We start from the raw sequence: 24540 nt of genomic DNA on the forward strand, positions 1-24540 counted from the left end.
ATAAAAGCTTTCAGATCAGAAAGCTTTTTTGTTTTTTGAAAGCTTTTGTCCCTCTTCTTTTAGCTGCTTTTACCTTGTATCTGAACCATTTTTCTTTAAAAATATTCCGCATGATATTGTCAAAATTTCTTGTAATGACCAGATTCTTAAAACCACGCCATTTTTCAAGAAGACTTGAAGGTAAAGCTCTGACAGATACAGAATATCCTCCTGTTTCATACTGAATATAATGCCACCATCCGGATGGAATATAAAGCGTGTCACCTGGGTGAAGTACAGCTTCATAGCCATTTAAATAAAGTAAGCCTGGATATTGCCTGTAGTCCGGAGTTTTTATATTAGGTAAGCTGTGAAAATTATAGGGTAATTTATACATAAGATCAGATTGTTCCCATGGAAACAGCCAGACCCGTTTGATTCCTTCAAATTGGGTGATGAAAACGTGAGACATGTCAATATCAATATGATTTCGGGTAGCAGAACCTTCCCCTCCAAAAAACATAAAAGGCAGCCATTTTAATATTTTGCCATTAGTAACGTCATTATAGATAATATCATTTTTAAGTTCAGGCTTTATGCTTAATAAATTGAATAGGAATAACCGGTGTTCAGTAGGAGTGGAGCCTATCAGGTCAAGATATTCGGAGAAGGTAGTCTGTGCAATAGGCTGGCTGGCCACTCTGTCCATAGAATCCATTTCACTGCCGTATATATCTACCTTTTGATCTCCTGCTATTTCTTTGAAATACTCATAGTTCCACTTTTTGAATGCGGGACTTTCAGTATCTACAAAGTCTTCTATAATGACAGGGATCTGAGGTTTCATGTGTTGGGTTATAAAGTTTCTTGAAACGAGTTTCTTTGTTTTCTTTACCGGAATCAATTGCATATTCAAAAATTTGAAACAAATATAGATATTATCCTACTAATTTTGTAGACTAATAATGTTAAAAAAGAAACTTAAGGTCAAATTTTAGAATTAAGCCTATAAAAGGTTTTATTTTACTGCCTTTTTAGTAAATTAGCACATCTAAAAAATTACTAAAAATGATTTCTGAAAAATACCTTCAACATTTACAGAACGAACTTCAAAATATTGAAAACGACGGACTTTACAAAAGAGAAAGAATCATCACCTCTCAGCAAAGTGCAGAAATTGAAGCGAACGGAAAGAAGCTTTTGAACTTCTGTGCCAATAATTATCTTGGATTATCTAACAATCCGGAGGTTATGAAAGCTTCTCAGGATATGATCCAGTCTCATGGGTACGGAATGTCATCTGTACGTTTCATCTGTGGAACTCAGGATATTCACAAAGAATTAGAGCAAAAGATTGCTGATTTCTTAGGATTGGAGGATACTATTCTTTATGCAGCTGCTTTTGATGCAAATGGAGGTGTTTTTGAACCTTTGTTTACTGAGGAAGATGCTATTATTTCAGATGAATTGAACCATGCTTCTATCATTGATGGTGTACGTCTTTGTAAAGCGGCAAGATACCGTTATAAAAACAATAATATGGCTGATCTTGAAGCACAGTTAATAGCTGCTTCAGAAAAAAATCACCGTTTCAAAATTATTGTAACTGATGGGGTTTTCTCAATGGACGGAATTGTAGCAGACCTTAAAGGTGTTTGTGACCTTGCAGATAAATATGATGCTTTAGTAATGGTTGATGATTCCCACGCAACAGGATTTATCGGAAAAACGGGTAGAGGAACTCACGAAGCTAATGAAGTAATGGGTAGAGTAGATATTATTACTTCTACATTAGGAAAAGCTTTAGGAGGTGCTTTAGGAGGATTTACTTCCGGTAAAAAAGAGATCATTGATATGTTGAGACAACGTTCTCGTCCTTATTTATTCTCTAACTCATTAGCGCCAGGAATTGTGGGAGCGGCTTTGAAGGTATTGGATATGATTTCCGATGATACTTCACTTCGTGATAAAGTAATGGAAAATGCAGACTATTTCAGAACAGAAATGAAAGCCAAAGGCTTTGATATTCCTGATGGTGATGCTGCCATTGTTCCGGTAATGCTTTACGATGCACCACTTTCTCAGAAAATGGCAGAAAAGCTAATGGATGAAGGAATCTACGTAATTGGATTCTTCTATCCGGTAGTACCAAAAGGAAAAGCAAGAATCAGAGTTCAGTTATCTGCGGCTCATACCAAAGAACATTTAGATAAAGCCATTGCTGCTTTTGAAAAGGTAGGAAAAGAATTGGGAGTGATCTCTTAATTTTTAAGTTGAATAAGATCAATGAAATATAATCTTCGGCTCGGGCGGCTTTGCCGCCCCGAGCCGAAGTATTTTTTTATATAGATATACGATTGAATGACTTTTGAACGGAATATTAGCTTTTCTCAATCAAAAGAAAATTATTTTTAAAAATTATATAATAAGCTTATCTTTGCTGTTAATTTTTTCTGAATGCTTTATACAATCATCAAAGCGCTGCACATCATTTTTATGGTAAGTTATTTTGCGGGAATTTTTTATCTCGTGAGAATCTTTGTTTACTATAAGGATACCGATGAATTTCCTGAAGAAAAAAAGAAAATTCTGAGGGAGCAGTATACATTTATGGCCAGAAGGCTGTGGAATATTATTACCGTTCCTGCCGGAGTCATCATGGCAGTATGCGGGCTGGTTATGATCTTTTTAAATCCGGGATTGATGAAAATGGGCTGGTTCCATTTAAAACTCACCTTCCTGATCGGGCTTGCTATCTATCATTACTGGTGCTGGAAAAAAGTGCTGAAATTAAAGGCATTGAACGGGAATACTTTGGAAACAGCCAACATCAAACTGAGACAGGCTAATGAAATTGCTACATTCATTTTATTCCTGGTAGTCTTTACCGTAATCCTGAAATCGATGGCAATTGAATATTGGTGGCAATTAATTGCAGGATTTTTCGTTCTTGTATTTCTGATTATGATGACTGTAAAACTTGTTAATAAGAATAAAAAAAAGAAATAATTGTTGAAGTAGAAGAATAAGTGTGCTTTACACTTCTTTACTTTTTACATTTTACTAAAAAACTATGATTGCAATTTTAAAGAAAGAACTTTGGAGTTACTTTGGAAACTGGAGTGCGTGGGTAATTATTGCCGCCTTCAGTTTGATAGGAACTCTTTTCTTGTTCTTTTTCGATAACGATTCAAATATTTTTGAGATCGGGGCAGCCTCGCTGCAGAGCTATTTTGTGTTGGTTCCATGGCTTTTAATGTTCATTATTCCGGCACTTTCCATGAAAACTTTTGCTGAAGAACAACAGGCAGGAACACTGAACTGGCTATTTTCACAGCCGTTAAAAGTCTCAGAACTGGTAACAGGAAAATTTCTATCTGTATGGATTGTTGGGGTTTTATGCCTGATTCCATCGTTAATTTACCTTTATACGATCTATGTTTTGGGAGTTCCAGAAGGAAATATTGATCTTGGAATGACCTTTGGAAGTTATATTGGACTGATTATTTTAATCGCAGCGTTCTCAGGAATCGGAATTTTAGCCTCTTCATTATCACAAAATCAGATCATGGCTTATCTGTTGGGTGTTTTCATGTGCTTTATTATGTATTTTGGAATCGAACAGCTGGCAAGCTATAAACTTCTTGGAGGTGCAGATTTCATCCTTCAGAATATTGGTTTTTATCAACATTTTCTTGGGTTTACAAGAGGTCTTATAGATCTGAAAGATGTTGCCTATTTTATTCTGGTCATCAGTGCGTCATTAGTATTGTCTAATCATTTTATTAACAAAAAGAAGTAGATTATGAAGAAGATCAATGCTAAATCTCCGTTGGGAATTTTCTTAATTGCAATTATCCCTTTGGTTATTATTCTTACCTATTCAGGAATAAGACTCGACTTAACAAAAGAAAAAAGATATACCCTTTCTGAGAGTACCATTAAAGTATTGGAATCCGTTAAAAAACCTTTAACGGTGGAAGTTTATCTTGAAGGGGATTTCCCGGCAAGCTTTAAACAGCTTCAGGGAGAAACGAAATTCATGCTGGAGGAATTCAGAAAGATTAACCCAAAGATCGATTTCAAATTCATCGATCCGCTAAGACCTAAAATTCCTGAAGACAGCTTAGCAGCCATGGGAATGCAGGCTTCATTCCTGCCAGATTCCAAAGATGGAAAATTTACTCAGATCACAATTTACCCTTATGCGGTAATCAGATATGACAAGACGGGAGTTTCTCTTCCTTTAATTGTACAGCAGACAGGTATAGATGCCGATCAGCAGCTTACAAGATCCATTGAAGGACTGGAATATAACCTTGTTTCAAACATTAAGAATATTACTACTGATAAAAGGAAAAAAGTAGGAGTCTTGATTAATCAGGATGAATTAAGTCCGGATGAATTCCAGGGGTTCATGCAGTTAGCATTGGAAAATTATGATGCAGGACCAATTATTCCTAAAAATCAGGTTGAACTTAGTCTTGAAGATGTACCTTTATTGAAGCAGATGAGCGCTTTAGTCATTGCAAAACCAAGAAAGGCCTTCACTGATAACGAGAAAGTAATTCTTGACCAATATATCATGAATGGCGGGAAAACACTTTGGATGATTGATGCGGTAAATGCCGAAATGGATACGCTGACGAGATCTAAAAAGGTAATGCCTTTCCCGGTTGATATCAATATGACAGATTTCTTCTTCAATTATGGATTAAGAATCAATAATGCACTGGTGAAGGATGTGAAGAAATTTGCATTGCTGAAGCTGGTAACAGGAGAAGTAAGTGGGAACCCTCAGTTTACAAGCTTGCCTTGGCCGTATTTTCCTCTTGGAATTGCTGAAAATAATAATCCGATCACCCGAAATATTAATCCTGTAAAATTCGAATTTCCAACTTCAATTGATACATTGGGCGGAAGAAAGAATATTAAAACAAAAGTTCTTTTCGAATCTAGCGAAAGAACATTGTTGAAACAGGTGCCGAATTATGTTGATCTGAAAGAAATTGCTACGGTAGACAGCCTTGGACAAATGGAGAAACCAAGTACTCCGAAAATCTTTGCGGTAGCAGTAGAAGGAAAATTTAACTCCGCCTATGCTTCAAGGATTGAGAGAAAATCTTATCCAGGCTTCAAAGCTGCAAGTCCTGAAAATAAAATGATCGTAATTGCAGACGGAGATATAGGACGAAATAAAGTAGTCAAAGGAAAACCACTTCCATTAGGAGTAGATATGCTTACGAACGAGCAGTTTGGAAATGAGCAATTCCTGAGAAACGCTTTAGATTATCTATTGGATGACAGCAATCTGATGGAATTAAGAAACAGAAACATCGAAGAAAGACTTCTGGACAGACGCAGAATAGAAGAAGAAAAAACCAATTGGCAATGGCTGAATTTATTACTTCCATTAGCTATTATTGGCCTTATCGGAGGATTATTCTTCTGGCTGAGAAAGAAGAAATTTGGATAACATAAAAGAGAAGCTGTGAGGCTTCTCTTTTTTATTTAATGTTACAGTACTTTATCATTCATAATACCAATGTCTACATTTTTTCCTCTTTCATCTCCCTTCCAACCCTTCAAAATCCCATATTCAATAACTTTTCTTACCACTTCAGGGGTAATTTCCATCCAAATATTTCCATCTTCTGTTGCAGTCATATAATCGAAATGAGCAAATAATTTTTGCCCGGAATTTTCTTTTAATGTAATAATCAAATTAATAATATCATCATTTCCTGAAGCTAGCCAGCTATATTCAATATCATCGACTATAATATTTCTTGAAGTCTTTTTTGGAAGTCCCATTTTATTTATTTTTTAATTTGAGTTGATATTTTTCCAGCACATTCCAAATTCCATAAAAAGCATCATTCCCCTTCTTATCCGAAAAGTTAGTATTAAAAATCATGATTCTTCCAAGGTTATTTTTAGGATCGAAAAACATCATCGACATGACTCCCGGATCTCCGCCAGTATGTCCAATATAGCCTGTATAACCAAAACCCATGAATATTCCTACATTATAAGATTCACTGTAAGGATTTTGAGTATTTCTTTCTGTAAAGTGAGCTGCAGTAAGTTGAGGAGTGAAGTATTCTTGATAGCTTTTCCGACTCAGAATTGTTCCTTTTCCGTTATATCCTTTGATAAGTTCCGTTAAATATATACTTAAATCATTAATATTGGTGATAAAGCCACCATCAGGATAAGTAGCTGAAAGGTAAAAAGGAAGAACAGTCTTAGGGTTTTCGTAGAGTTTGGAGAATTTCGAAAACTGAACTTCTTCAAATTTCCATCCTGAATCTTTCATTTGTAAAGGTTTCAGAATATGCTCTTTGGTGAATGCACTAAAATCCTGACCGGTCGCCTGTTCAACAATAAAAGCAGCCAAGGCAGTTCCCACATTAGAATATTCATAGATCTCTCCTGGCTTATGGATAGAAAAACTGTTTGTATTCCATTTTCCATGCTCAGACAAGACATTTTCTAAAAAAGTGCCCATGGTTATGGTGGAATCAGAAGGATTGAATATTTGTTCGTCATCAAAATTGAGTTTTATCCCCTTCAGATTTTGGTTTGGTTTTAGGAAATAGTTTTTAGATAAATAAAATTCATTATCCAGAATAGAAGAAGTATGAGTGGCGAGCTGCCGTATCGTTATAGGAACCTGTGGAAATTGAGGATTCACGACTTTAAAGGGAACATATTTTTGAACGGGATCATCCAGGTTAAGTTTTCCTAATTCCTGAGCTTTCAAAAGAGCAATTCCAACGAATGTTTTTGAAACAGAAGCAATATTCTGAATGGTTTTCACTGTATAAGGTTTCCCTGCTGCCGCATCTGAAAACCCAAATCCCTTCTGATAAAGAGTAGTTTGGTCATTAACAATAGAAACCGAAAAACCATTAAAACTCCCTTGTTGACATATCGTGTTGATTTCCGTATCTAAAGAGTCGTTCACCTTATGAGAAACGGAAGATGGAGTATTTTTCATGGTCTGACATGAAATCAACAACATAGGAACTATAAAAAAGATCGAAATTTTTCTCATACGCTTTTAATACTATGACATTTCAGCATTGTGTTTTGTTACAGGGTAATTAAATAATACTTAGAAAAGGTAAGATTTTTTTTCAGTCATATTGTCAGAATTAAGTAAAAATACCCAAGATCAACAGGAGTATTCAACAGCATGTATGATAAACTTATATTTTACTTAAATGTTTTAAAGCTTTTGTGTTTTCGGTTATTTTATAAAAAAGCAGATAAAAAAAGAGAAACTATAATGTTTCTCTTTTTTATTGATGTATTTTAATTTTATTCTTTGATAAACTTAGAACTCAAATCCCCAATTTTGTAAATGTAAAGACCATTGGTAAGGTTTTGTACATTCAAAGTGATAACATCATCGTAGTTTGAAAAAGACTGGTTAATCACTAACTTTCCTGTTGCATCAAAAACTTCCACTTTATTAGCGCTGTTTTGAGGGTTATTGATCTTTAAGGTAGTCTTTGCAGGAATGGGAAAAGCTGCTAATTTATTCTTTACAGTCATGATCTCTTTGTTGGCAAGAGTAGTGGTAGGTAATGAATAAATTTCTGTTTGTTGAGTAGTCTCGTTAAGTAGCTTTATTTTGTTGGTGTTATCTGTGGGATCATGGTAAATCTTAGTGTATTCAACTCTGTAGGTTCCCGGGAAGTCTTTAATAATAACACCATCTTCATCAATAATTTTTAGTTTAGAATCAGGAGTACCGCTTTTGTGAAAATAGACTATAAATTCCAGCTTATCATTGGTATTGAATATATTTTTAGAAACCTGATAATCTAAATCTGGATGAAAAAGCATCCATTCATACCCTGAAGGCATAGTTATATTAAGGGTCTTGATGTAAGTGTAATTTTGTCCGTAGATTTTAATAGTAGGCTGATCTATCACCTGTGTGCAATATAAAAGCTGATTATCATTAATGTATACTGCCGCATCTTCATTAGCAGGAAAAGTATGCACCAAATTTATTTGCCCAAAAGCAAATCCTGTCGCTAACATAGCGATCGAAAATAAAATTTTTTTCATGGTTAAAAATTTAATGAAATATTGAAATTAATATGTTTTTAATTTTATAGAATGGGAAAATTGGGGTAACGTTTTTTTCATGGTTTTAGTTTCACAAAAATAGTAAAAATAATTAGAATTTATTAGACCAAGCGGATAAGATAAAGATAAAAGAATGTGAATGATTGATGAGTAGTCTTAATAAGAAACAGAAAAGAGAAGCTGTAGACTTCTCTTTTAATTTTTTATTCTTCTGGTTTTTTACTTCTTGGGTTATTGATGATTTTCCAATACCGGAATAAGATGGCTCCAATTCAGTTGTTTTGCATAATCCAATGCTGTTTTTCCTGCTTTGGATTGTATATTTTTATCAGCTCCTGCTTCCAGCGCTGCCTGTATTGTAGTTAAATTTCCGGCAATGGTTTCTCTATGAAGAAGAGTTTGGCCATTGTCATCAATTAGCTTGATTTCATCCGGATATTCCTGTAAAAATTTGGCAAAATCATCTTTCATATTTCTGCTCATCGGATGCTCAATAAGGTTTTCTGGTTCTTCCTTCTGTTGATTAACAACTAGAATATCATTGAAATCCCCGAAATCCAACTGCCAGGCATTGTCATGATCTTTTCTCTCCGAAGCAGACATATCTGAACGCATTTTTTGAATCGTGAATCCACCATAAGATTTCGGAAGCGGTTCAGCTGATGAAGAGAATAGTTTGGAAAGGCCTTTAGGCTTCTGCACATTGGGAGTGATAGCGAAAAGCCAGTCACTGATTTCAGCAAGAGGAATATCAATAAAATCCCCAACCTGAACATTTCTTAGAGTATTGGGTTCGTTAATCAGATATCCGGTTACACGGTCACCATCAAAACCAATATCATTAATCCACATGTGTTCAACATTGGTTTCTCCTGTTTCCGTTTCTTCTGAAAACATTGCTTTTACACATGAAACATTAAGTCCCGGAATAATCCTTCTGTATTCCCAGGATTGTTCACGCCAAAAATATTTAAAAGTTTCCTGTGCTTTTTTGTATGCCTCTACCATTTGTGGGTCACTTCCATCTGCCCAAAAAATAGGATTGTCTTCCATATAATAAAATAAGTTGTGGTTTGTTTGGTCTATTTTTGAAATTTAGTTTAGCTCTGATAGGCCTCTTTCGGAAGCAATGCTGCCGTTTTGTAATAACTGATATCAGCCGGAAATTTTTCCTGAAGCTCATGAAACGTTTCATAATCATAGTGAGCCCAGTTTTGTTCATTATCAGGATCTGAAGTTTTATCAACGGCCAATTCAAGCGTTCCGTCTTCTTCATAGCTGCATTCTATAGCGGCATACTTTTCTCCGTTTTTATCTAGAGTATACCAGCATTTTACAGTTCTTTCAAGCTGTGGTTCCTGAGTTTCATTGTCAATAACCTGAGAACATATAAAATTTTCAGGGTCATCTGTTTTGAAAACAGTTTTGGATATCAAGGGAAGATTGTCTACAGACAGAGAATATAGTTTATTGGTAGTAATAATGAATCCTTCGGCAATTTCCTTCTTTTCGATGTCAAAAAAATCAGATTTTTCTTTCAGGTATTCCAGAACTTCATTCTCATTGTCTCCTTCGTGTAAGAAATAGTTGATGTTGTATATACTTTCTTCGTTGATGAATTCAATTTCTTTCAGTATATCAGAATCACTTTCGTAATAATAAAGATGATATTCATCTAGCTTTGTGGCTTTGCTTTTGGAGATGACTTCTCCAAAAATGTTTTTGTACACTTTTCTCATTGTTAATCATGTTTAGTTTCATCTATTAGTTTAAGTGGTATAGAGCAAAGATAGTTTTCTTTTTTATCTTAACCTAAAGTGTAAAACGGTATTTATTTCGTAATTATTTTAGATGTCCTTTATAAAATCCTCATATTCGTAATAAAACCTCTCGAATCCATCCATTTTTTCAACGAAGAATTCAAAAATTTCCTGCCAGGTATTTCTATTGAAAATTGAAACCCCGTGTTTTTCCACCCAAATCCGACTGATGACCTTTCCATTATCCAGTATAAAATGCTCGTCTTTATGAAAATCTCCGATAAAATCTTTTAAAATATCTTCCAGAGACCATATTTTTTCATAATAAGCATTACGAAAAATCTCATCTTTCATTTCTATCTCAAGAGAAACCTCTACTTTTTTGTTGTCTGCAGAGAATTTAAATGCCATATCCTTGACCTTTGTGTCATACAGGATCCATTTTCTTGGAAAGGATTTCCCAAAAGCTGTCCAAAATTCCTTTTTGAGTTGTTGTGCTTCTTGTTTACTGAACATAGCGCAAACATAACGATTTAATAGGAAAAAGGCAAAACTATGAAGGAACAAAAAGCTAAAAAATAAAGCCATTGATGAGTGCTATTGCAATTTTGTCTTTTAACTTAAACATATTAAACAATTTTCTTATTTTTGCTGTAATGCTATCAAAAAAATCTCAATATGCGTTTAAGGCACTTTCATATCTTGTAGAAAAAAGAAATGAAGGGCCGGTTCTTATTTCCGAAATTGCGGAACACAAAAAGATACCCTTAAAGTTTTTAGAAAATATCCTGCTTGAACTGAAAAAAGCAGAGATCCTTGACAGTAAAAAAGGAAAAGGAGGGGGATACTTCCTGAAGGAAAACCCTGAAAATGTGAAGCTAGCTAAAATTATTCGTCTTGTGAATGGCCCTATTGCCATGCTTCCGTGTGTGAGTCTTAACTTTTATGAAAAATGTGAAGACTGCAACGAAGATCACTGTGGATTACATGATGTATTGATAGAGGTTCGGGATGCTTCACTGAATATTCTTGAGAAGAAAACTTTAATGGATCTGGTCGACTGACCTGATCCTTTTTTTTGAAATGTTAGTCTACTTATTTTGTAGGATAATATTTTTATTGGATATTTGCATGACTTCAAAAGAATAAATTATGATTCCAAAAGAAGATGCAGATAATATGAACCCAAAGAGGGCAGGAGAAATGCTGAATAAAGCTTTGAATGCGGAGAAAAATAAACTTACAATTTTAGAGCTATGGTGATAACAAGAAAAATTCAGATAAGACTCAATGTATTGTTTGTTACAATTCTTCTGGTATCTGTAGCCATTTTTTCCCTCTATGAACTGGGGTATTTTGATGAGCTGCAGCAGATTCTGGCGAAGGATCATTATATTTTTTATTGGATGCTTCTCGTGGGTGTTTTTGCAGAAATTGTAGCCGGATCAATGGGAATGGGCTATGGAGTAATTTGTACCACCACATTGTTGCTCCTGAATATTCCGCCTCATATTGTAAGTGCCAGCATTCACTCTGCAGAAAGTTTTACCACAGCTGCTGGAAGTATAAGCCATATCAAGCTTAAGAATGTAAGTAAGAGTCTGGTGAAGAGATTAGCTGTTCCGGCGGTTATTGGAGCAATTATCGGGGCGGTTAGCCTTACTTATCTTGGAGAATATTATGCGAAGATTACCAAAACACTAATTGCCTTTTATACCTTATATCTTGGGATTCAGATCCTTTCCAATGCTTTTAAAGATAAACAGAGTAAAGCTCTTAAAAGAAAGACCAATCTTACAAGACTTGGTGTGATTGGCGGATTTATAGATTCTTTTGCCGGTGGCGGATGGGGACCTTTGGTAACCGGAACCCTGATTAAGAATGCTTTTACTCCAAGATTTGCTGTAGGAAGTTCTACTGTTGCTAAATTTATCCTTACCATTACAGCGGCTGTTACTTTTTTCTTTACGCTGGGAATTCAGCATTGGAATATTATTCTGGGGCTTTTAATTGGCGGAATTATTACCGCTCCTTTCTCTGCTATGCTTACGGCCAAGCTTCCGGTGAAGAAAATGTTTGTAGTAATTGGAACTTTAGTTATTGTGATGAGTTCTATAACTATTTATAAATCAGTATTCAGTTAAAAATATCTTTGAAAGTGCAAAAATAAAAGGGTCAAAAATAAATTTGATTTTGAAAATATTCTACTTTTACATCAATAAATATTAGAATATGAACTTACATATCATTGCACTTTTTAAGTTTAATGAAAACTATCTGATGGAGGCCGTAGAGCTTTTTCAAAACCTGGTAAAGGAAACAAGAAAAGAAGAAGGCTGCCTGCAGTATGATCTTGTTGAAGACAAAGACAATAAAGGAACATTCTTCCTGATTGAGCTTTGGGAAAGTGTTGACCATCATAACAGACACAACGGACAGGATCACCTGTTGGACTTCCGTAAAGATGCTTCCAAAATTATGGAAAGTGGAGTGGAAGTTTATAAGGGATTTAAAATATACTAAACAAATAAAAGGCGGCTTCAGTATTCTGAAGGCCGCCTTTTTATTAGAAAAAATAGAAAGTATTGTGAGTAAAATATTATTTCACGATAAGTTTTTTAGTCTCTGAAGTTCCACCATAGGTAATTTTTACCATATAATTTCCTGAAGTAAGGTGAGACAGGTTCAGATCCTGTTTGTAAAATCCTGTTTGATTGGTTAGCTCAGCAGCGTGTACTTTTTTTCCGGTAAGGTCATATACTTCTACACTTCCTTTATTGCTTGCTTTTTCTTTAACATCAAATAAAACCGTTATTTTTTTATCCGCTGTTGTAGGGTTAGGGTAAATTCCGAAAGAAGCTTTTTTACTTACTTCTGTAATTCCCAATGATCCTGTAATTTTTTTATACTTGAAAAACATGTTTCCGGTGCTGGAACCATCACTCTGTGTAAAATACATTCTGTAATAATCGCTATCTTTTTTCACATAATAAACAATATTACTCTTTAATGTTGTAATGCTTTTCCATGAATGACCAATGGATGTGATATTAGATGAGAAACTATTGGCTGCAGGGATATTTCCATTCGCTATCTCTTGAGTTTCCGGGTTTACCATTGCTACTTTAAGGCTAGGACTTTGAATAGCCCCTGCAACAGGATACATCTGAACTCCATTATAGAACGTGAAATATTTTGTAAATACTAAATCCCACGCGTTTCTTGAAGGCTCCATATTAGGAACTTTTGCTCCGGTATCAAATGAAAAATAGTTAAAGAAAGCATCATCTGTTCCGTTAGCTATAGTTTTTGTTTCTGTAGGACTCCACGATGTACCATTCCACTTAGAGTATTTGAAGGTGTATCCAGAAAATGCATCTTCAATCGCGAACTTAATATAAATCCCTGAAGCATATTTTAAAACAAAAATCGCTTTCCCCTGAACATGATGAGTTAAGGTATTATAAACTCCCCATCCTGTAGAAGGTATATTAGGATTAGGAGCTGTAATAGGTCCCTGTTCAAAAGCTCCCTGACTCCAATCTGTAATTTGATCAGGGTTATAAAGTGGTTCTCCCCAAGAAGCTTCATTGTTGATATCGATATTATCCCATTCGGTTAAGCTGGTTGCAGCAGTATATACTTCAATACTCTTAGCATCATTAATTCTTGTTCCTGTTGAGTAAGGAGAAACTCTATAGAATGCTACATCCCACGCATTTGCAGGCTGAGACACCATATTTCCATCAGTAAAATTAAAGAATGAACGATTCTGGTATCCACTTCCCAATGTCATATTTGCTTGGGTATATCCTAACGCATCTGTCTGTGCCAAAACGGTCTGTTGAACAGTAAGGGCAAGCATCGAAGCCAATAATAGTTTTGTTCTCATAATTTATTTTTAAAATACTTATTTAGAATGATTCAACAAAAGTATATAATTATTTTTAATCATTCTAAATAAAAACATGATTTTTATCGTGTTTTACTCTTTATTAGAAACAAAAAAACCGAAAGGAAGGTTCCTCTCGGCTTTATAAAGGCAGATAATAGTCTAATACACCTTATTTTTTAATGAATTTTGATTGGATAATTTTTCCATCAATGCTTTCCATTGTAATATAATAAATACCTGTCTGAAGGGTATTGATGTTGAATTTTTGTCCGTTAAGTTTTCCTTCCGTTACTTTCTGTCCTGCAGAAGAATAAATCTGAATATTTTTAAGGTCTTTACCTCTGAATTCTAATGCAGTGTTATCTGCATTTACAGCAAACTTAATATTATCCTTTGAAAATGTTTTATCGCTCACTCCTAATGAAGAAACGGTATCATACACTACATCATCAATCTGAACAGCAGTATGGATTGAGGTTGGGGTAAACTTAAATACAAGGTAAGAAGCTGAAGAGGCAGGGATATTAACACTGATGTTTTGAATAACACCAACTTGTGTAACATTAATAGGATTTCCTACCGGTACAAAGGTGGACATATCTGCAGGATTAGATGCCGTTCCTATCTGGATGGTATTTGTTCCAGGTGATGAAGCTACTAATGTTGCAGTGAATGCCAGGTTTTTATCTCCTGTTGGAGACTGTATTTGTGGGGTAATTAGATAAGATGTACCTGTTGGGTTTGTTCCAGAATAAGATTGAACAGATTTATTGGTAGTACCTGCCACAATCATTCTTGGAGAAACTGGTGGCGGCCCAGGAATAGTAATCATTGGGGCAACAATTGCAGACCAACCAAACTGTGGAAATGATGTATTTCCTATCGTGAAATTATCAAAGTTTTCATGGATGGTAGGGACCTGAGCCTTTGCTGTAATTGCTGTAAGCAGCAGAGTTCCTAAAAGTAATTTTAATTTCATAGCTCAATATTTATTTAGAATTATTATACAAAAGTATATAATTATTTTTAATCATTCTAAATAAAAGTTTTATATTTGTCGAAATTTTTACCCTTATGAAGAAGAAAGTGCTTTCCGTTCTGTCATTATCCGTTGCTTTTTGGATGAATGCACAAGAAAAGGATTCTCTTAATCAAAAGAAAGTCGAGGAAGTTGTTATTACAGGACAGTACAAACAACAATCTATCAATAAATCAATCTATAAAGTGGATGTCATAGATGCCACGCAGATCAAAAATATGGCAGCTACCAATGTTGCCGATGTTTTAAATCAAAGTCTTAACATTCAGGTTACTCCGGATTCTAAATCGGGAAATTCTACAGCTAATATCATGGGACTTGATGGAGATTATGTAAAGATCCTGATAGACAATATTCCGGTGGTAGGAGATACAGGACTGGGCAGTAATATTGACCTTACAAAAATTACTTTAAGTAATATTGAGCGTATTGAAATTGTAAAGGGAAGTATGGGAGTGGAATATGGAAATGGTGCTGTTGCAGGGGTAATCAATATCATTACAAAGAAAAACAATACAAAGAAAGTCAGTGTAAGAGGTTCACTTCAGGAAGAAACTGTAAGGGATAATTATGATCTTAAGAAAAAAGGACAGGGAAGACATATTCAGAATCTGAATATTGATTACAATATTAATAAGGAATGGTTTGCCAATGTGAGCTTCAATCATAACCAATTTATGGGGTATGAAGGAAACAGTGAAGGGTATAAATATTTTGGACAGGATGGTAAAAGAGGATATGAATGGAATCCAAAAGATCAATATGAATCTTCTGCATTGATAAGATATTCAAAGAATAGAACAACATTTTTTTATAAGATGTCTTACCTGAAAGAAAACTTCAATTTCTATAATCCGGAGGTTAGCAGAAGACCATTGAATGATGGGTTGGGTGGAGTAGAATATGAAAGCAGGGATAGAAAATACAATACACATCGTTGGCTTCATCAGTTCAATATTCAGACTAACCTTGGACATATTCGATATATGGGAGACTTCTCCTACCAAAATCAGGATAGAAAATATTTTGATTACAATTATGATATTCCAAACAGAAATATCAAGAGCCAGCAGGAAGAAAAATCTTATTATAAAACAGATGTAATTTACTCAAGAGGAATGTTCAGTAATTTCCTTGATAGTCAAGTTTTTGACTTCCAGGTTGGTTATGAATTGGATTATACCAGCGGATTCGCAGCACTGATTGCGGGAGATTTCTTTGGAGAGGCTGTGAAAAGAAAAATCTTTACCTATTCCAATTTCCTTTCCGCAGAATGGAATATCTCAGATCGTTTTTCTGTGAGACCTGGGGTAAGACTTTCTTTAAGTGAGAACTTTGAAAATCAGTATAACTATTCCCTTTCAGCAAGATATAAAACTTCTGAAAATTCAAACCTTAGAGCGATCGTAGGATCTGCAAACCGTTTTCCTAAGTATGATGAACTGTATACTTATTTCGTGAATCTTAACCACGATATACAAGGAAATCCAGACTTAAAACCAGAAACCGGGTTTTCAATAGGAGCCTTCTGGGATCAGAACTTTAGAACCACTAATGACTGGAGAATTGGTTATAGCGTAGATGCATTATATCTTGATGTACGTGACAGAATTGATATGATGATCATCAAAGAACCTTCTACTTATAAATACATGAATATCAATAGGTATAAGAATATGTTGCTATCAGCCAATGTAGATTTCAGAAAAGATCAGTTTGCTTTTTCCATAAGAGGATCAGTAAATGCGAGATCCATTTCGATAAATGAGGTAAAGAATGCTGATGCCGATGACTTTCAATATATTATGCAGGCAGGAGCTTCTGCAACCTATAAACTAAAAAATACTGATACCAATTTTTCACTTTATTATAAATATACAGGAGAAGATAGACTTTATGTTGCAGATCCGGCGGGGGGTGTTCGACTGGGTATAACAGATGCATTCCATATGATGGATTTTATTGTAAGCCAGCCTTTCTGGAATAACCATTTTGAGATTTCCGCAGGGGTTAAAAATATTTTTGATGTTACCAATGTAAAATCTACAGCTGTAGCAGGTTCATCTCATACTGCAGGTTCCGCAACCGTAAATTTATACTATGGCAGAAGCTATTTTGCAAGACTAATGTTTCAATTTTAAATAACACTATTATGAAGTATTTAAAGATATTATCTCTCCTTTCCATTATGGCTGCTACACAGTCATGTCTTTCTGCTGATGAGGATCCTGTGGCGGTTCGTCCTATGACGGGATCTGAAGTAAATGTAGCAGTTGGTGGAGCTACAGAACCTAATCAGGTTTGGATTGATTTAAGTGATCATGATAAACCAAGTATCAATAAAAGAACAGATTGGGATCTTGGGTTTTATTCCGGAGATGATTTCAGAGTAATTATAAATGGTTCTTTGGCAATGACGGTGATAAAGATTCCTAATGCTATAGATCTTAATAAAGTAAAGGAGGTTAATGTTGCCAGTTTAAAAGAAATTGCTCAGGTAGGAACTTTTGATGCTGAAAATCTGAAATACATTGATAATCCGAATGGTAATTTCCTGACGCAGACTTCAGGTATTGAGACCATCAAGGAAAATGATGCCGATAATCCGATCTATCTGATTAATATGGGTAGAGAAATACCAGCAGTGGGGAGTATAGCACCTGGATCTGTTGCATTATCCGGAGATGAGAGAGGCTGGAAGAAAATCCAGATTGTAAGAGCTCCAAACGGCTACAAAATTCTTTATGCCGATCTGAATGCAGAAAGTGGAAACATTAAAGAATACATTATTACGAAAGATCCAGAATATAATTTTACATTCTTCAATCTTAAAACAGGTTCTCCTGTAAAAATTCAGCCTAAAAAGAAAAACTGGGATCTGGTATTTACCACATTTACCAATGAAGTGTTTATGGGGCCTGGAAACAGTGCGGGAAGTTATTTCTATGCAGACTTTATTGCAACCAATACCCTTAATGGAGTAGGTGCTTATCAGGTAAATGTAACTGGAAGCTTGGATGAGGCGTACAGTGCATTTAAACTAAAAGATATAGATGCTTCTAAATTTGTTTTTAATGACCACAGAGCCATTGGAGACAAATGGAGAACCACTACCGGAACAGCTGCAAATCCGGTTCCTTTTGTATACTCAGATCGTTTCTTTGTATTGAAAGATGCTGAAGGATTCTATTTTAAGCTAAGATTCAACACGATGAAAAATAGCAAAACAGGTGAACGTGGCTTTACTAATTTTGAATTTGATCCCTTATAAAAAGTCAGATAATCATATCAGAATTTAGAAAATAAATATATATCATGAAGAAATTTATCCTTGCAGCTTCTGTTCTTGTAGCAGTGTACTCATGCAAAAAAGAAGAAGGCGCAAAAAAAGAAAATACAACGGAAGCTTCTTCTGAAGCTCCAAAAAGCAATAATAAAATCGTAACCCTAAGCGGCGGAATTACAGAAATTGTAAGTGCTTTAGGTCATGAAAAAGAAATTGTAGGAACAGATGTTACCAGTACATATCCGGCAAGTTTAAAAGCTACTGCTGAAAATCTTGGACATGTAAGATCAATCACGATTGAACCAATTATGGCAGTAAATCCTACTTTGGTTTTAGCTTCGGACAAAGACATCAATCCTGAATTATTAGGGAAGATCAAATCATCCGGAATTAAAGTTGACATTTTCAAACAGGAATATACCGTTGAAGGCACTAAAAAACTGATTGAAGATGTAGCCAAAGCAATCGGAAATACAGATTATCAGAAATTGAATGATAAAATTGATGCTGATCTGAAGCAGATTCAGCCAATCACTAAAAAACCAAAAGTATTATTCATTTATGCAAGAGGAAATATGCTGATGGTAGCAGGTAAAAATACGCCTATGGCTGCTTTAATTAATCTTGCAGGTGGAGAAAATGCAGTTAATGAATTTGAAGATTTCAAACCATTAACTCCGGAAGCGGTTGTAAAAGCTAATCCTGATGTATTGTTCTTCTTTGAAACAGGACTACAGGGAGCAGGTGGAAACGAAGGAGCATTAAAGATGCCGGGAGTTTCCCAGACTAATGCCGGGAAAAATAAGAAGATCATCGCAATGGATGGAGGGTTAGTTTCAGGTTTTGGACCTAGACTAGGAGAAGCAGCAGTTGGATTAAACAAACTTTTAATTGAAAACACAAAGTAAACTATACTTTTACATGACAATAAGTACTATACTGCTTGTTAGCATAGCAGTATGGTCTATTAATACAGGGGTTTACGACTTTGGTGGTAAATCTGCATTTAAAGTTTTAGCAAAAGTAATACAGGGTGATTCCGGGTTATCATTAAGTGATAAATATGTAGTTTGGGATGTAAGAGCAGCCAGAATCATCATGGCTATTTTAATTGGAAGTATGTTGTCTGTTTCAGGAACAAGCTTACAAGGGCTTTTTAAGAATCCTCTGGCAACAGGAGATTTAATAGGTCTTACGTCAGGTGCAACACTATTGGCCGCTATTGCGATTGTTTTAGGAGGACATTTTAAAGAATACCTGCCTGAAGCCGTACAATTTTCACTGGTGGGAATATCTGCATTCATAGGATCTTTTTTATCAATGATGCTGGTGTACAGAATTTCTACAAGTGGTGGAAAGACCAATGTGGTGATGATGTTGTTGACAGGAGTTGCCATTACGGCCATTGGTTTTTCCATTACAGGTTTTTTAATATACATATCAAAAGATGAGCAGCTTAGAGATCTTACATTTTGGAATTTGGGAAGTTTAGCAGCAGCAACATGGACAAAGAATATTATTCTGGCCATTGTAATGATTGGAGCTTATATTATTTTACTGCCTAAAGGAAAAGCTTTGAATGCAATGATGTTGGGAGAAAAAGATGCTCAGCATTTAGGAATTAATGTAGAAAGGCTGAAGAAGCAGATCATTATCATTGTAGCATTAATGGTGGGAAGCTGTGTTGCATTTTCAGGAACAATTGGTTTTGTAGGTCTTATTGTACCTTATATTTTAAGACTGTTATTCAAATCAAATTATACCTTTATTCTGCCTTTGTCAGCCGTGTTTGGAAGTATTTTACTTCTTACAGCAGACACATTCAGCAGAAGTATTGTAGAGCCTTCAGAACTGCCAATCGGAATTCTGACCGCCTTAATGGGAGGACCTATTTTTATCGCTATATTGGTTAAATTTAAAAAATCACTGTAATGATCAAGGCACATCAAATTAATTACAAGCATAAAGAATTCCGAATTCTTGATGGAGTAGATGTTTCATTGGAATATGGAGAATTTTTAGCAATTGTTGGCCCTAACGGAGCAGGGAAGTCAAGCCTTTTAAGTGTTTTGGCTCATGAAGTGAAATCTGAAAAGAAAAAAGTCTTATTTAAAGATAAACACATTGAAGACTGGAGTGTAAAAGAACTTTCAATGCATAAAGCAAAGTTTTCACAACATAACAGCAACGATATTCCTCTTGAAGTAAAAGACGTTGTGATGATGGGCAGATATCCATATTTTGATGCCCAACCGGGAAAAGAAGATCTTGAAGCAATGAACAATAAGATGTACGAAACAGATATTTTTCATCTCAAAGAAAGAGAATATAACTCTCTTTCAGGAGGAGAAAAACAGCGTGTACACCTTTCAAGAGTAATGGCACAACTGGAAAATGATATTGCCCATAAATTGGCTTTTCTGGATGAACCTCTGAATAATCTGGATATAAAACATCAATACAAAGCACTGGAAATTATCAAAAACTTCACTAAGAAAGCAAACAGTGCTATTGTTGTTCTCCATGATCTGAACCTTGCCGCTCAGTTTGCGGATAAAATTTTATTAATGAAATCAGGACAGGTTTCCGCTTATGGAACTCCACAGGAAGTTTTTACAGCAGAGAATATCAGTAATGCTTATAACTTCCCATGTACCATTTGCGAACATCCTATTACCAATAACCCAATGATCATTTTTGGATAACCATGGAAAAAGAAGAACTAAAAATCCTCGCACAGAATCTAGCCAATCCCCAGGGAGAAAAAGGTATAGAGATTGGTGAAATGATGAATGCCACTAATATTGGTATGACATCTGAGAGTATCAGAACCCTTTTGATAGAAGACGACCAGGAAATTCTTGAAATAGGCCACGGAAATGCTGGCCATCTGAAGAATATTTTAAGCTTGGCTCAAGGTCTGAAATATACAGGAATTGATATCTCTGAAACCATGCATAATGAAGCTAAAAAATTGAATAAAGAATTCGAAAATAAAGCGGAATTTGTACTGTATGAGGGAAAAAAACTTCCTTTTCATGATGAGACTTTTGATAAAATATTTACAGTGAATACCGTCTATTTCTGGGAAGAACCTGTAGATTTTTTAAATGAGGTGTATAGAGTTTTGAAAGATGACGGAACGTTTGTTCTCACTTTCGGACAAAGAGATTTTATGGAAAAACTTCCGTTTACAGCTTATGATTTTACCCTCTATAATAATGATGAAATGGAAGAGCTCGTATCTAAAAGTCATTTTAAGAGAATGAAAACTTCTGAAAAAGAAGAAGAAATAAAAAGCAAAACAGGAAACGAAACAATACAAAGAACGTATACAATTTTAACAATAAAAAAATAAAATAATGAGCACGATAGTTAATGATTTAAAGGCAAAGTGGGAAGCTCTGAAAGCAGAAAATCCACATGTGAGAATAAGAAATGCTGCAGCACAATTTGAGGTAAGTGAAGCTGAATTATTAGTAACAAGCATAGGAGAAGGTGTAACAGTGTTGAACCCTGATTTTCCGGGAATTCTTACGGAAGCAGAAAAATTAGGAAAAGTAATGGCACTTACCCGTAATGATGAATGTGTTCATGAAAGAAAAGGAATTTACCAGAACGGAGACTTCAGCAGTCCACATGCACAGCTTTTCGTAGGAGAAGATATTGATCTTAGAATTTTCCTTAATCACTGGAAATTTGCATTTGCAGTAGTAGAAGGAGATAAGAAAAGTCTTCAGTTCTTCGGAAAAGACGGATTGGCATTGCATAAAATCTATTTGACTAAAAACAGTGATGAAGCTGCTTTTGATGCTATCACTGAACAATTTAAAGCAGAAGATCAGAATCAGGCTTTCACCTTTGAAGCAGTAGCTCCAAAACAGGCAGAGAAGCCAGATGCGGAAATAGATGTTGAAGGGTTCAAAAAAGCATGGACAGAATTAAAAGATACTCACGATTTCTTCATGATGACCAGAAAATTCGGGGTAAGCAGAACACAGGCTTTAAGATTGGCTCCGGAAGGATTTACTCAAAAGATTGATAACTCAAAAGTAGTCAATATCCTTGAAGAAGCTTCTGAAAAGGGTACTCCAATCATGGTCTTTGTTGGAAACAGAGGTATTATCCAGATTCATACCGGAAACGTGAAAAAAACTCTTTGGCACCAGCAATGGTTCAATGTAATGGATCCTGATTTCAACCTGCATTTAGATGTAACGAAAATTGCAGAAGCATGGATCGTGAAAAAACCAACTGAAGACGGAGAAGTTACGGCTATCGAAGTATTCAATAAAGAAGGAGATTTCATTGCTCAGTTCTTTGGAAAAAGAAAACCAGGAATTCCTGAACTTCAGGAATGGAAAGATCTTGTAGCAACTCTTGAACAATAAATAATTAGATGATTTTAAGGGGGCCGTTTTGTTTGTAACATTCAAAGCGGTCTTTTTCTTTTATATTTTGGAAAGCATTGTAAAAAGCCCCAAAATATTACGTAATTTATGGTTAAATTAAAATAGAAAAGATAAACAATGAAGAATATTTTGATAGCAATTTTGCTGACGGGTTTCTGTTCACTCAATGCACAGAACTTTAAAGCATATCAGTTTTACGACCAAAAGGGTAAAGAGATAAAAACAGATAAATTGGTTAAGGAATTGGCAGATTATGATGTAGTTTTCTTTGGTGAAAATCATAACAGTTCCATCAATCACTGGCTTCAGCTTAAAATAACAGAAGCTTTGTATGAAAAGAAAAACGGACAGCTTATTCTGGGTGCTGAAATGTTTGAAAGAGATAATCAGGCTCAGCTGAATCAATATTTAAGCGGAAAATTTGATGCGAAAGCATTGAAAGACTCCGCCCGTCTATGGAATAATTACGCTACAGATTACAAACCATTGGTAGATCTTGCTAAAAATAAAAAACTGAACTTCATCGCAACGAATATTCCAAGAAGATATGCCTCACAAACGGCAAAAGAAGGCTTGGAATCTCTGAATAAATTAAGCGATAAAGAGAAAACATATATCGCTCAATTGCCCATTAAAGTAACTTTAGACACACCAGGATATACCGAAATGAAAGCCATGATGGGTGATCATGCAGAAGGTACTAAAGTAATGAATTTTATCTCAGCACAGGCTACAAAAGATGCTACCATGGCTGAATCTATCCTAAAAAACATCCAGGCAGGGAAAACCTTTATTCATTATAACGGTAATTATCACAGCAAAGAATTTGGCGGAACTTATTGGTATATCAAACAGAAAAATCCAAATTTAAAAATGGCTGTAATTTCTGTTTTTGAATCAGAAGATCCTGAACTGAAAGTTCCTTCAAAAGATTATATCCCAACGGAGTTCAACCTTGTTATTCCCGGTGATATGACGAAGACTTTTTAATTAAATATCTCGCAGATCACACAGGTTTCGCAGATTTTTAATTGTAAAAAATAATAATTCTATTTACAGGATTAATCAACATACAGATATCAAATTCAATAGGAACGGGCTTTAGCCCGTTCTTTCTTTATATCAAAATTCCAATGGCTTTAGCCGAAACCTAATAATGATAACACCAATAGAGAATTAACGGCTAACAGTAACCTCCAGTTTCTTACCTTAAAATTCCAACACCATTACCCATTTTTATCTAACAATCTCTACCTTTGCTCTACATCCAATTGATATGAGAAAAATATCCATTCTATTTATACTTTTTGTAGCGGTATTAAATGCCCAAAAACTGACTTCTGATGAACTGTCTATTATCAATGGAGGGAATGCAGATACTGCCTTACCCATCTATCAGACTACCAATGATCATCAACATAAAACTTTGCTGAGTATTTCTTCAGAAATCAATCCAACTGATCAAAGTACGGCTGTTCTCGTAAAAAGAATGAAAGAATCTCTTCTTTCAACCGATGGTGGAGTAGGTATTGCCGCTCCGCAGGTAGGAATTAACCGAAAAGTGATTTGGGTGCAACGCTTTGACAAAGAAGGAACTCCTTTAGAATATTTTATCAATCCTGTGATTGTATGGAGATCTGATTTGCAGAATCTAGGTCCTGAAGGTGATTTATCAATTCCTGATTTCAGAGATCAGTTTTACAGAAGCAAAGTCATTCAACTGGAATATGTGGATTTAAAAGGCCAGAAATACTCTGAAATAATAGAAGGTTTCACAGCGGTGATCTTCCAACATGAAATTGACCACCTTTTCGGAATTTTAATATCTGATAAAAAAGAAAAAGAGAAAAATGATTCTTACCAAAAGGTAGATGCCTACCAGAAAAGTAATCTGAATAAGAGATAAAACTTAATATGAGTAATGAGTAATGAAGCGCCAGCTAAAAAGATTACTTCATCAAATCGATTTATCGATTCATTCTTTGCTCACTTAAAGCTAAAGCATTACGAAAATCAAACTTTGCGTTTAAGAAAAACATTAATCACATTACAGTCTAAATTCC

At 35.0% G+C, this 24540-nt stretch carries 25 protein-coding genes; 16 read left to right on the forward strand and 9 right to left on the reverse strand.

Annotation, left to right across the window (positions count from 1 at the left end; genetic code table 11):
- Positions 1-10: 10 nt before the first annotated feature.
- Entirely contained in the window at positions 11-889 is an 879-nt protein-coding gene (locus BLS98_RS02030; RefSeq protein ID WP_089733091.1) for a cupin-like domain-containing protein, read from the reverse strand.
- A gap of 158 nt (positions 890-1047) precedes the next feature.
- Here BLS98_RS02030 and kbl point away from each other — a divergent pair, with 158 nt between their 5' ends.
- The 4 genes from kbl to gldG all read left to right on the forward strand — a co-directional run bounded on the left by kbl (position 1048) and on the right by gldG (position 5455).
- On the forward strand, positions 1048-2244 hold the full coding sequence (gene kbl / locus BLS98_RS02035) for a glycine C-acetyltransferase (protein WP_089733093.1): 1197 nt from the start codon (positions 1048-1050) through the stop codon (positions 2242-2244).
- Positions 2245-2436: 192 nt separating this feature from the next.
- Positions 2437-2988 carry a CopD family protein gene (locus tag BLS98_RS02040; protein ID WP_089733095.1) on the forward strand — a complete coding sequence of 184 codons (552 nt, stop codon included), beginning with the start codon at positions 2437-2439 and terminating at the stop codon, positions 2986-2988.
- A 64-nt stretch (positions 2989-3052) separates the two neighbouring features.
- Entirely contained in the window at positions 3053-3781 is a 729-nt protein-coding gene (locus tag BLS98_RS02045) for an ABC transporter permease subunit (RefSeq protein ID WP_089733097.1), read from the forward strand.
- Positions 3782-3784: 3 nt separating this feature from the next.
- Complete coding sequence (gene gldG / locus BLS98_RS02050; RefSeq protein ID WP_089733099.1) at positions 3785-5455, forward strand: gliding motility-associated ABC transporter substrate-binding protein GldG; 1671 nt, start codon at positions 3785-3787, stop codon at positions 5453-5455.
- 41 nt (positions 5456-5496) lie between these two features.
- Here the strand turns inward: gldG and BLS98_RS02055 are convergent, their stop codons facing one another.
- From BLS98_RS02055 to BLS98_RS02080, 6 genes are all read right to left on the reverse strand, one after another.
- Positions 5497-5793: a hypothetical protein gene (locus BLS98_RS02055; protein WP_089733101.1), complete on the reverse strand. Its 297-nt coding sequence runs from the start codon at positions 5791-5793 to the stop codon at positions 5497-5499.
- Between the two features lies 1 nt (position 5794).
- Positions 5795-7039 carry a serine hydrolase domain-containing protein gene (locus BLS98_RS02060; RefSeq protein WP_089733103.1) on the reverse strand — a complete coding sequence of 415 codons (1245 nt, stop codon included), beginning with the start codon at positions 7037-7039 and terminating at the stop codon, positions 5795-5797.
- Between the two features lie 266 nt (positions 7040-7305).
- Positions 7306-8064 carry a T9SS type A sorting domain-containing protein gene (locus BLS98_RS02065; RefSeq protein ID WP_089733105.1) on the reverse strand — a complete coding sequence of 253 codons (759 nt, stop codon included), beginning with the start codon at positions 8062-8064 and terminating at the stop codon, positions 7306-7308.
- 252 nt (positions 8065-8316) lie between these two features.
- Positions 8317-9138 (reverse strand): DUF2314 domain-containing protein, encoded by an 822-nt coding sequence (locus tag BLS98_RS02070; RefSeq protein WP_089733107.1) that lies wholly within the window; start codon positions 9136-9138, stop codon positions 8317-8319.
- 47 nt (positions 9139-9185) lie between these two features.
- On the reverse strand, positions 9186-9824 hold the full coding sequence (locus BLS98_RS02075; RefSeq protein WP_089733108.1) for a hypothetical protein: 639 nt from the start codon (positions 9822-9824) through the stop codon (positions 9186-9188).
- A 108-nt stretch (positions 9825-9932) separates the two neighbouring features.
- Complete coding sequence (locus BLS98_RS02080) at positions 9933-10361, reverse strand: DUF4268 domain-containing protein (protein WP_089733110.1); 429 nt, start codon at positions 10359-10361, stop codon at positions 9933-9935.
- Between the two features lie 140 nt (positions 10362-10501).
- Between BLS98_RS02080 and BLS98_RS02085 the strand changes: the two genes are divergently transcribed.
- The 3 genes from BLS98_RS02085 (at position 10502) to BLS98_RS02095 (ending at position 12368) form a co-directional block, all read left to right on the forward strand.
- The gene (locus BLS98_RS02085) at positions 10502-10909 is read left to right on the forward strand and encodes an RrF2 family transcriptional regulator (protein ID WP_045502189.1); all 408 of its coding nucleotides are present in this window, start codon (positions 10502-10504) and stop codon (positions 10907-10909) included.
- A gap of 192 nt (positions 10910-11101) precedes the next feature.
- Positions 11102-11989: a sulfite exporter TauE/SafE family protein gene (locus BLS98_RS02090; protein ID WP_089733113.1), complete on the forward strand. Its 888-nt coding sequence runs from the start codon at positions 11102-11104 to the stop codon at positions 11987-11989.
- A gap of 88 nt (positions 11990-12077) precedes the next feature.
- Positions 12078-12368 carry a putative quinol monooxygenase gene (locus BLS98_RS02095; RefSeq protein WP_089733115.1) on the forward strand — a complete coding sequence of 97 codons (291 nt, stop codon included), beginning with the start codon at positions 12078-12080 and terminating at the stop codon, positions 12366-12368.
- A 76-nt stretch (positions 12369-12444) separates the two neighbouring features.
- Here BLS98_RS02095 and BLS98_RS02100 read toward each other — a convergent pair whose 3' ends face one another.
- Both BLS98_RS02100 and BLS98_RS02105 read right to left on the reverse strand, forming a co-directional pair.
- Positions 12445-13737: a T9SS type A sorting domain-containing protein gene (locus tag BLS98_RS02100; RefSeq protein WP_089733117.1), complete on the reverse strand. Its 1293-nt coding sequence runs from the start codon at positions 13735-13737 to the stop codon at positions 12445-12447.
- A gap of 172 nt (positions 13738-13909) precedes the next feature.
- The gene (locus BLS98_RS02105) at positions 13910-14719 is read right to left on the reverse strand and encodes a T9SS-dependent choice-of-anchor J family protein (RefSeq protein ID WP_089733119.1); all 810 of its coding nucleotides are present in this window, start codon (positions 14717-14719) and stop codon (positions 13910-13912) included.
- 95 nt (positions 14720-14814) lie between these two features.
- Between BLS98_RS02105 and BLS98_RS02110 the strand changes: the two genes are divergently transcribed.
- From BLS98_RS02110 to BLS98_RS02150, 9 genes are all read left to right on the forward strand, one after another.
- Positions 14815-16920, forward strand: a complete 2106-nt coding sequence (locus BLS98_RS02110; protein WP_089733121.1) for a TonB-dependent receptor plug domain-containing protein — start codon at positions 14815-14817, stop codon at positions 16918-16920.
- 11 nt (positions 16921-16931) lie between these two features.
- Positions 16932-18050, forward strand: coding sequence for an HmuY family protein (locus tag BLS98_RS02115; protein WP_167356155.1), 1119 nt, complete (start codon positions 16932-16934; stop codon positions 18048-18050).
- Positions 18051-18094: 44 nt separating this feature from the next.
- Positions 18095-18973, forward strand: coding sequence for a heme/hemin ABC transporter substrate-binding protein (locus BLS98_RS02120; RefSeq protein ID WP_089733125.1), 879 nt, complete (start codon positions 18095-18097; stop codon positions 18971-18973).
- Positions 18957-19997: a FecCD family ABC transporter permease gene (locus tag BLS98_RS02125; RefSeq protein ID WP_089733126.1), complete on the forward strand. Its 1041-nt coding sequence runs from the start codon at positions 18957-18959 to the stop codon at positions 19995-19997. Before BLS98_RS02120 ends, BLS98_RS02125 begins: the two co-directional genes overlap by 17 nt.
- Positions 19997-20770: a heme ABC transporter ATP-binding protein gene (locus tag BLS98_RS02130; RefSeq protein WP_089733129.1), complete on the forward strand. Its 774-nt coding sequence runs from the start codon at positions 19997-19999 to the stop codon at positions 20768-20770. The genes BLS98_RS02125 and BLS98_RS02130 overlap by 1 nt, the downstream gene beginning before the upstream one ends.
- A gap of 2 nt (positions 20771-20772) precedes the next feature.
- Positions 20773-21423, forward strand: a complete 651-nt coding sequence (locus BLS98_RS02135) for a class I SAM-dependent methyltransferase (protein ID WP_089733131.1) — start codon at positions 20773-20775, stop codon at positions 21421-21423.
- A gap of 4 nt (positions 21424-21427) precedes the next feature.
- Positions 21428-22456 carry a hemin-degrading factor gene (locus BLS98_RS02140; RefSeq protein WP_089733133.1) on the forward strand — a complete coding sequence of 343 codons (1029 nt, stop codon included), beginning with the start codon at positions 21428-21430 and terminating at the stop codon, positions 22454-22456.
- 138 nt (positions 22457-22594) lie between these two features.
- Complete coding sequence (locus BLS98_RS02145) at positions 22595-23467, forward strand: ChaN family lipoprotein (protein ID WP_089733136.1); 873 nt, start codon at positions 22595-22597, stop codon at positions 23465-23467.
- 286 nt (positions 23468-23753) lie between these two features.
- Positions 23754-24383: a peptide deformylase gene (locus tag BLS98_RS02150; RefSeq protein WP_089733137.1), complete on the forward strand. Its 630-nt coding sequence runs from the start codon at positions 23754-23756 to the stop codon at positions 24381-24383.
- The last annotated feature ends 157 nt before the right edge of the window (positions 24384-24540 follow it).

Origin of the sequence: Chryseobacterium jejuense (assembly GCF_900100075.1) — a bacterium.
GTDB classification, from domain to species: Bacteria; Bacteroidota; Bacteroidia; order Flavobacteriales; family Weeksellaceae; genus Chryseobacterium; species Chryseobacterium jejuense.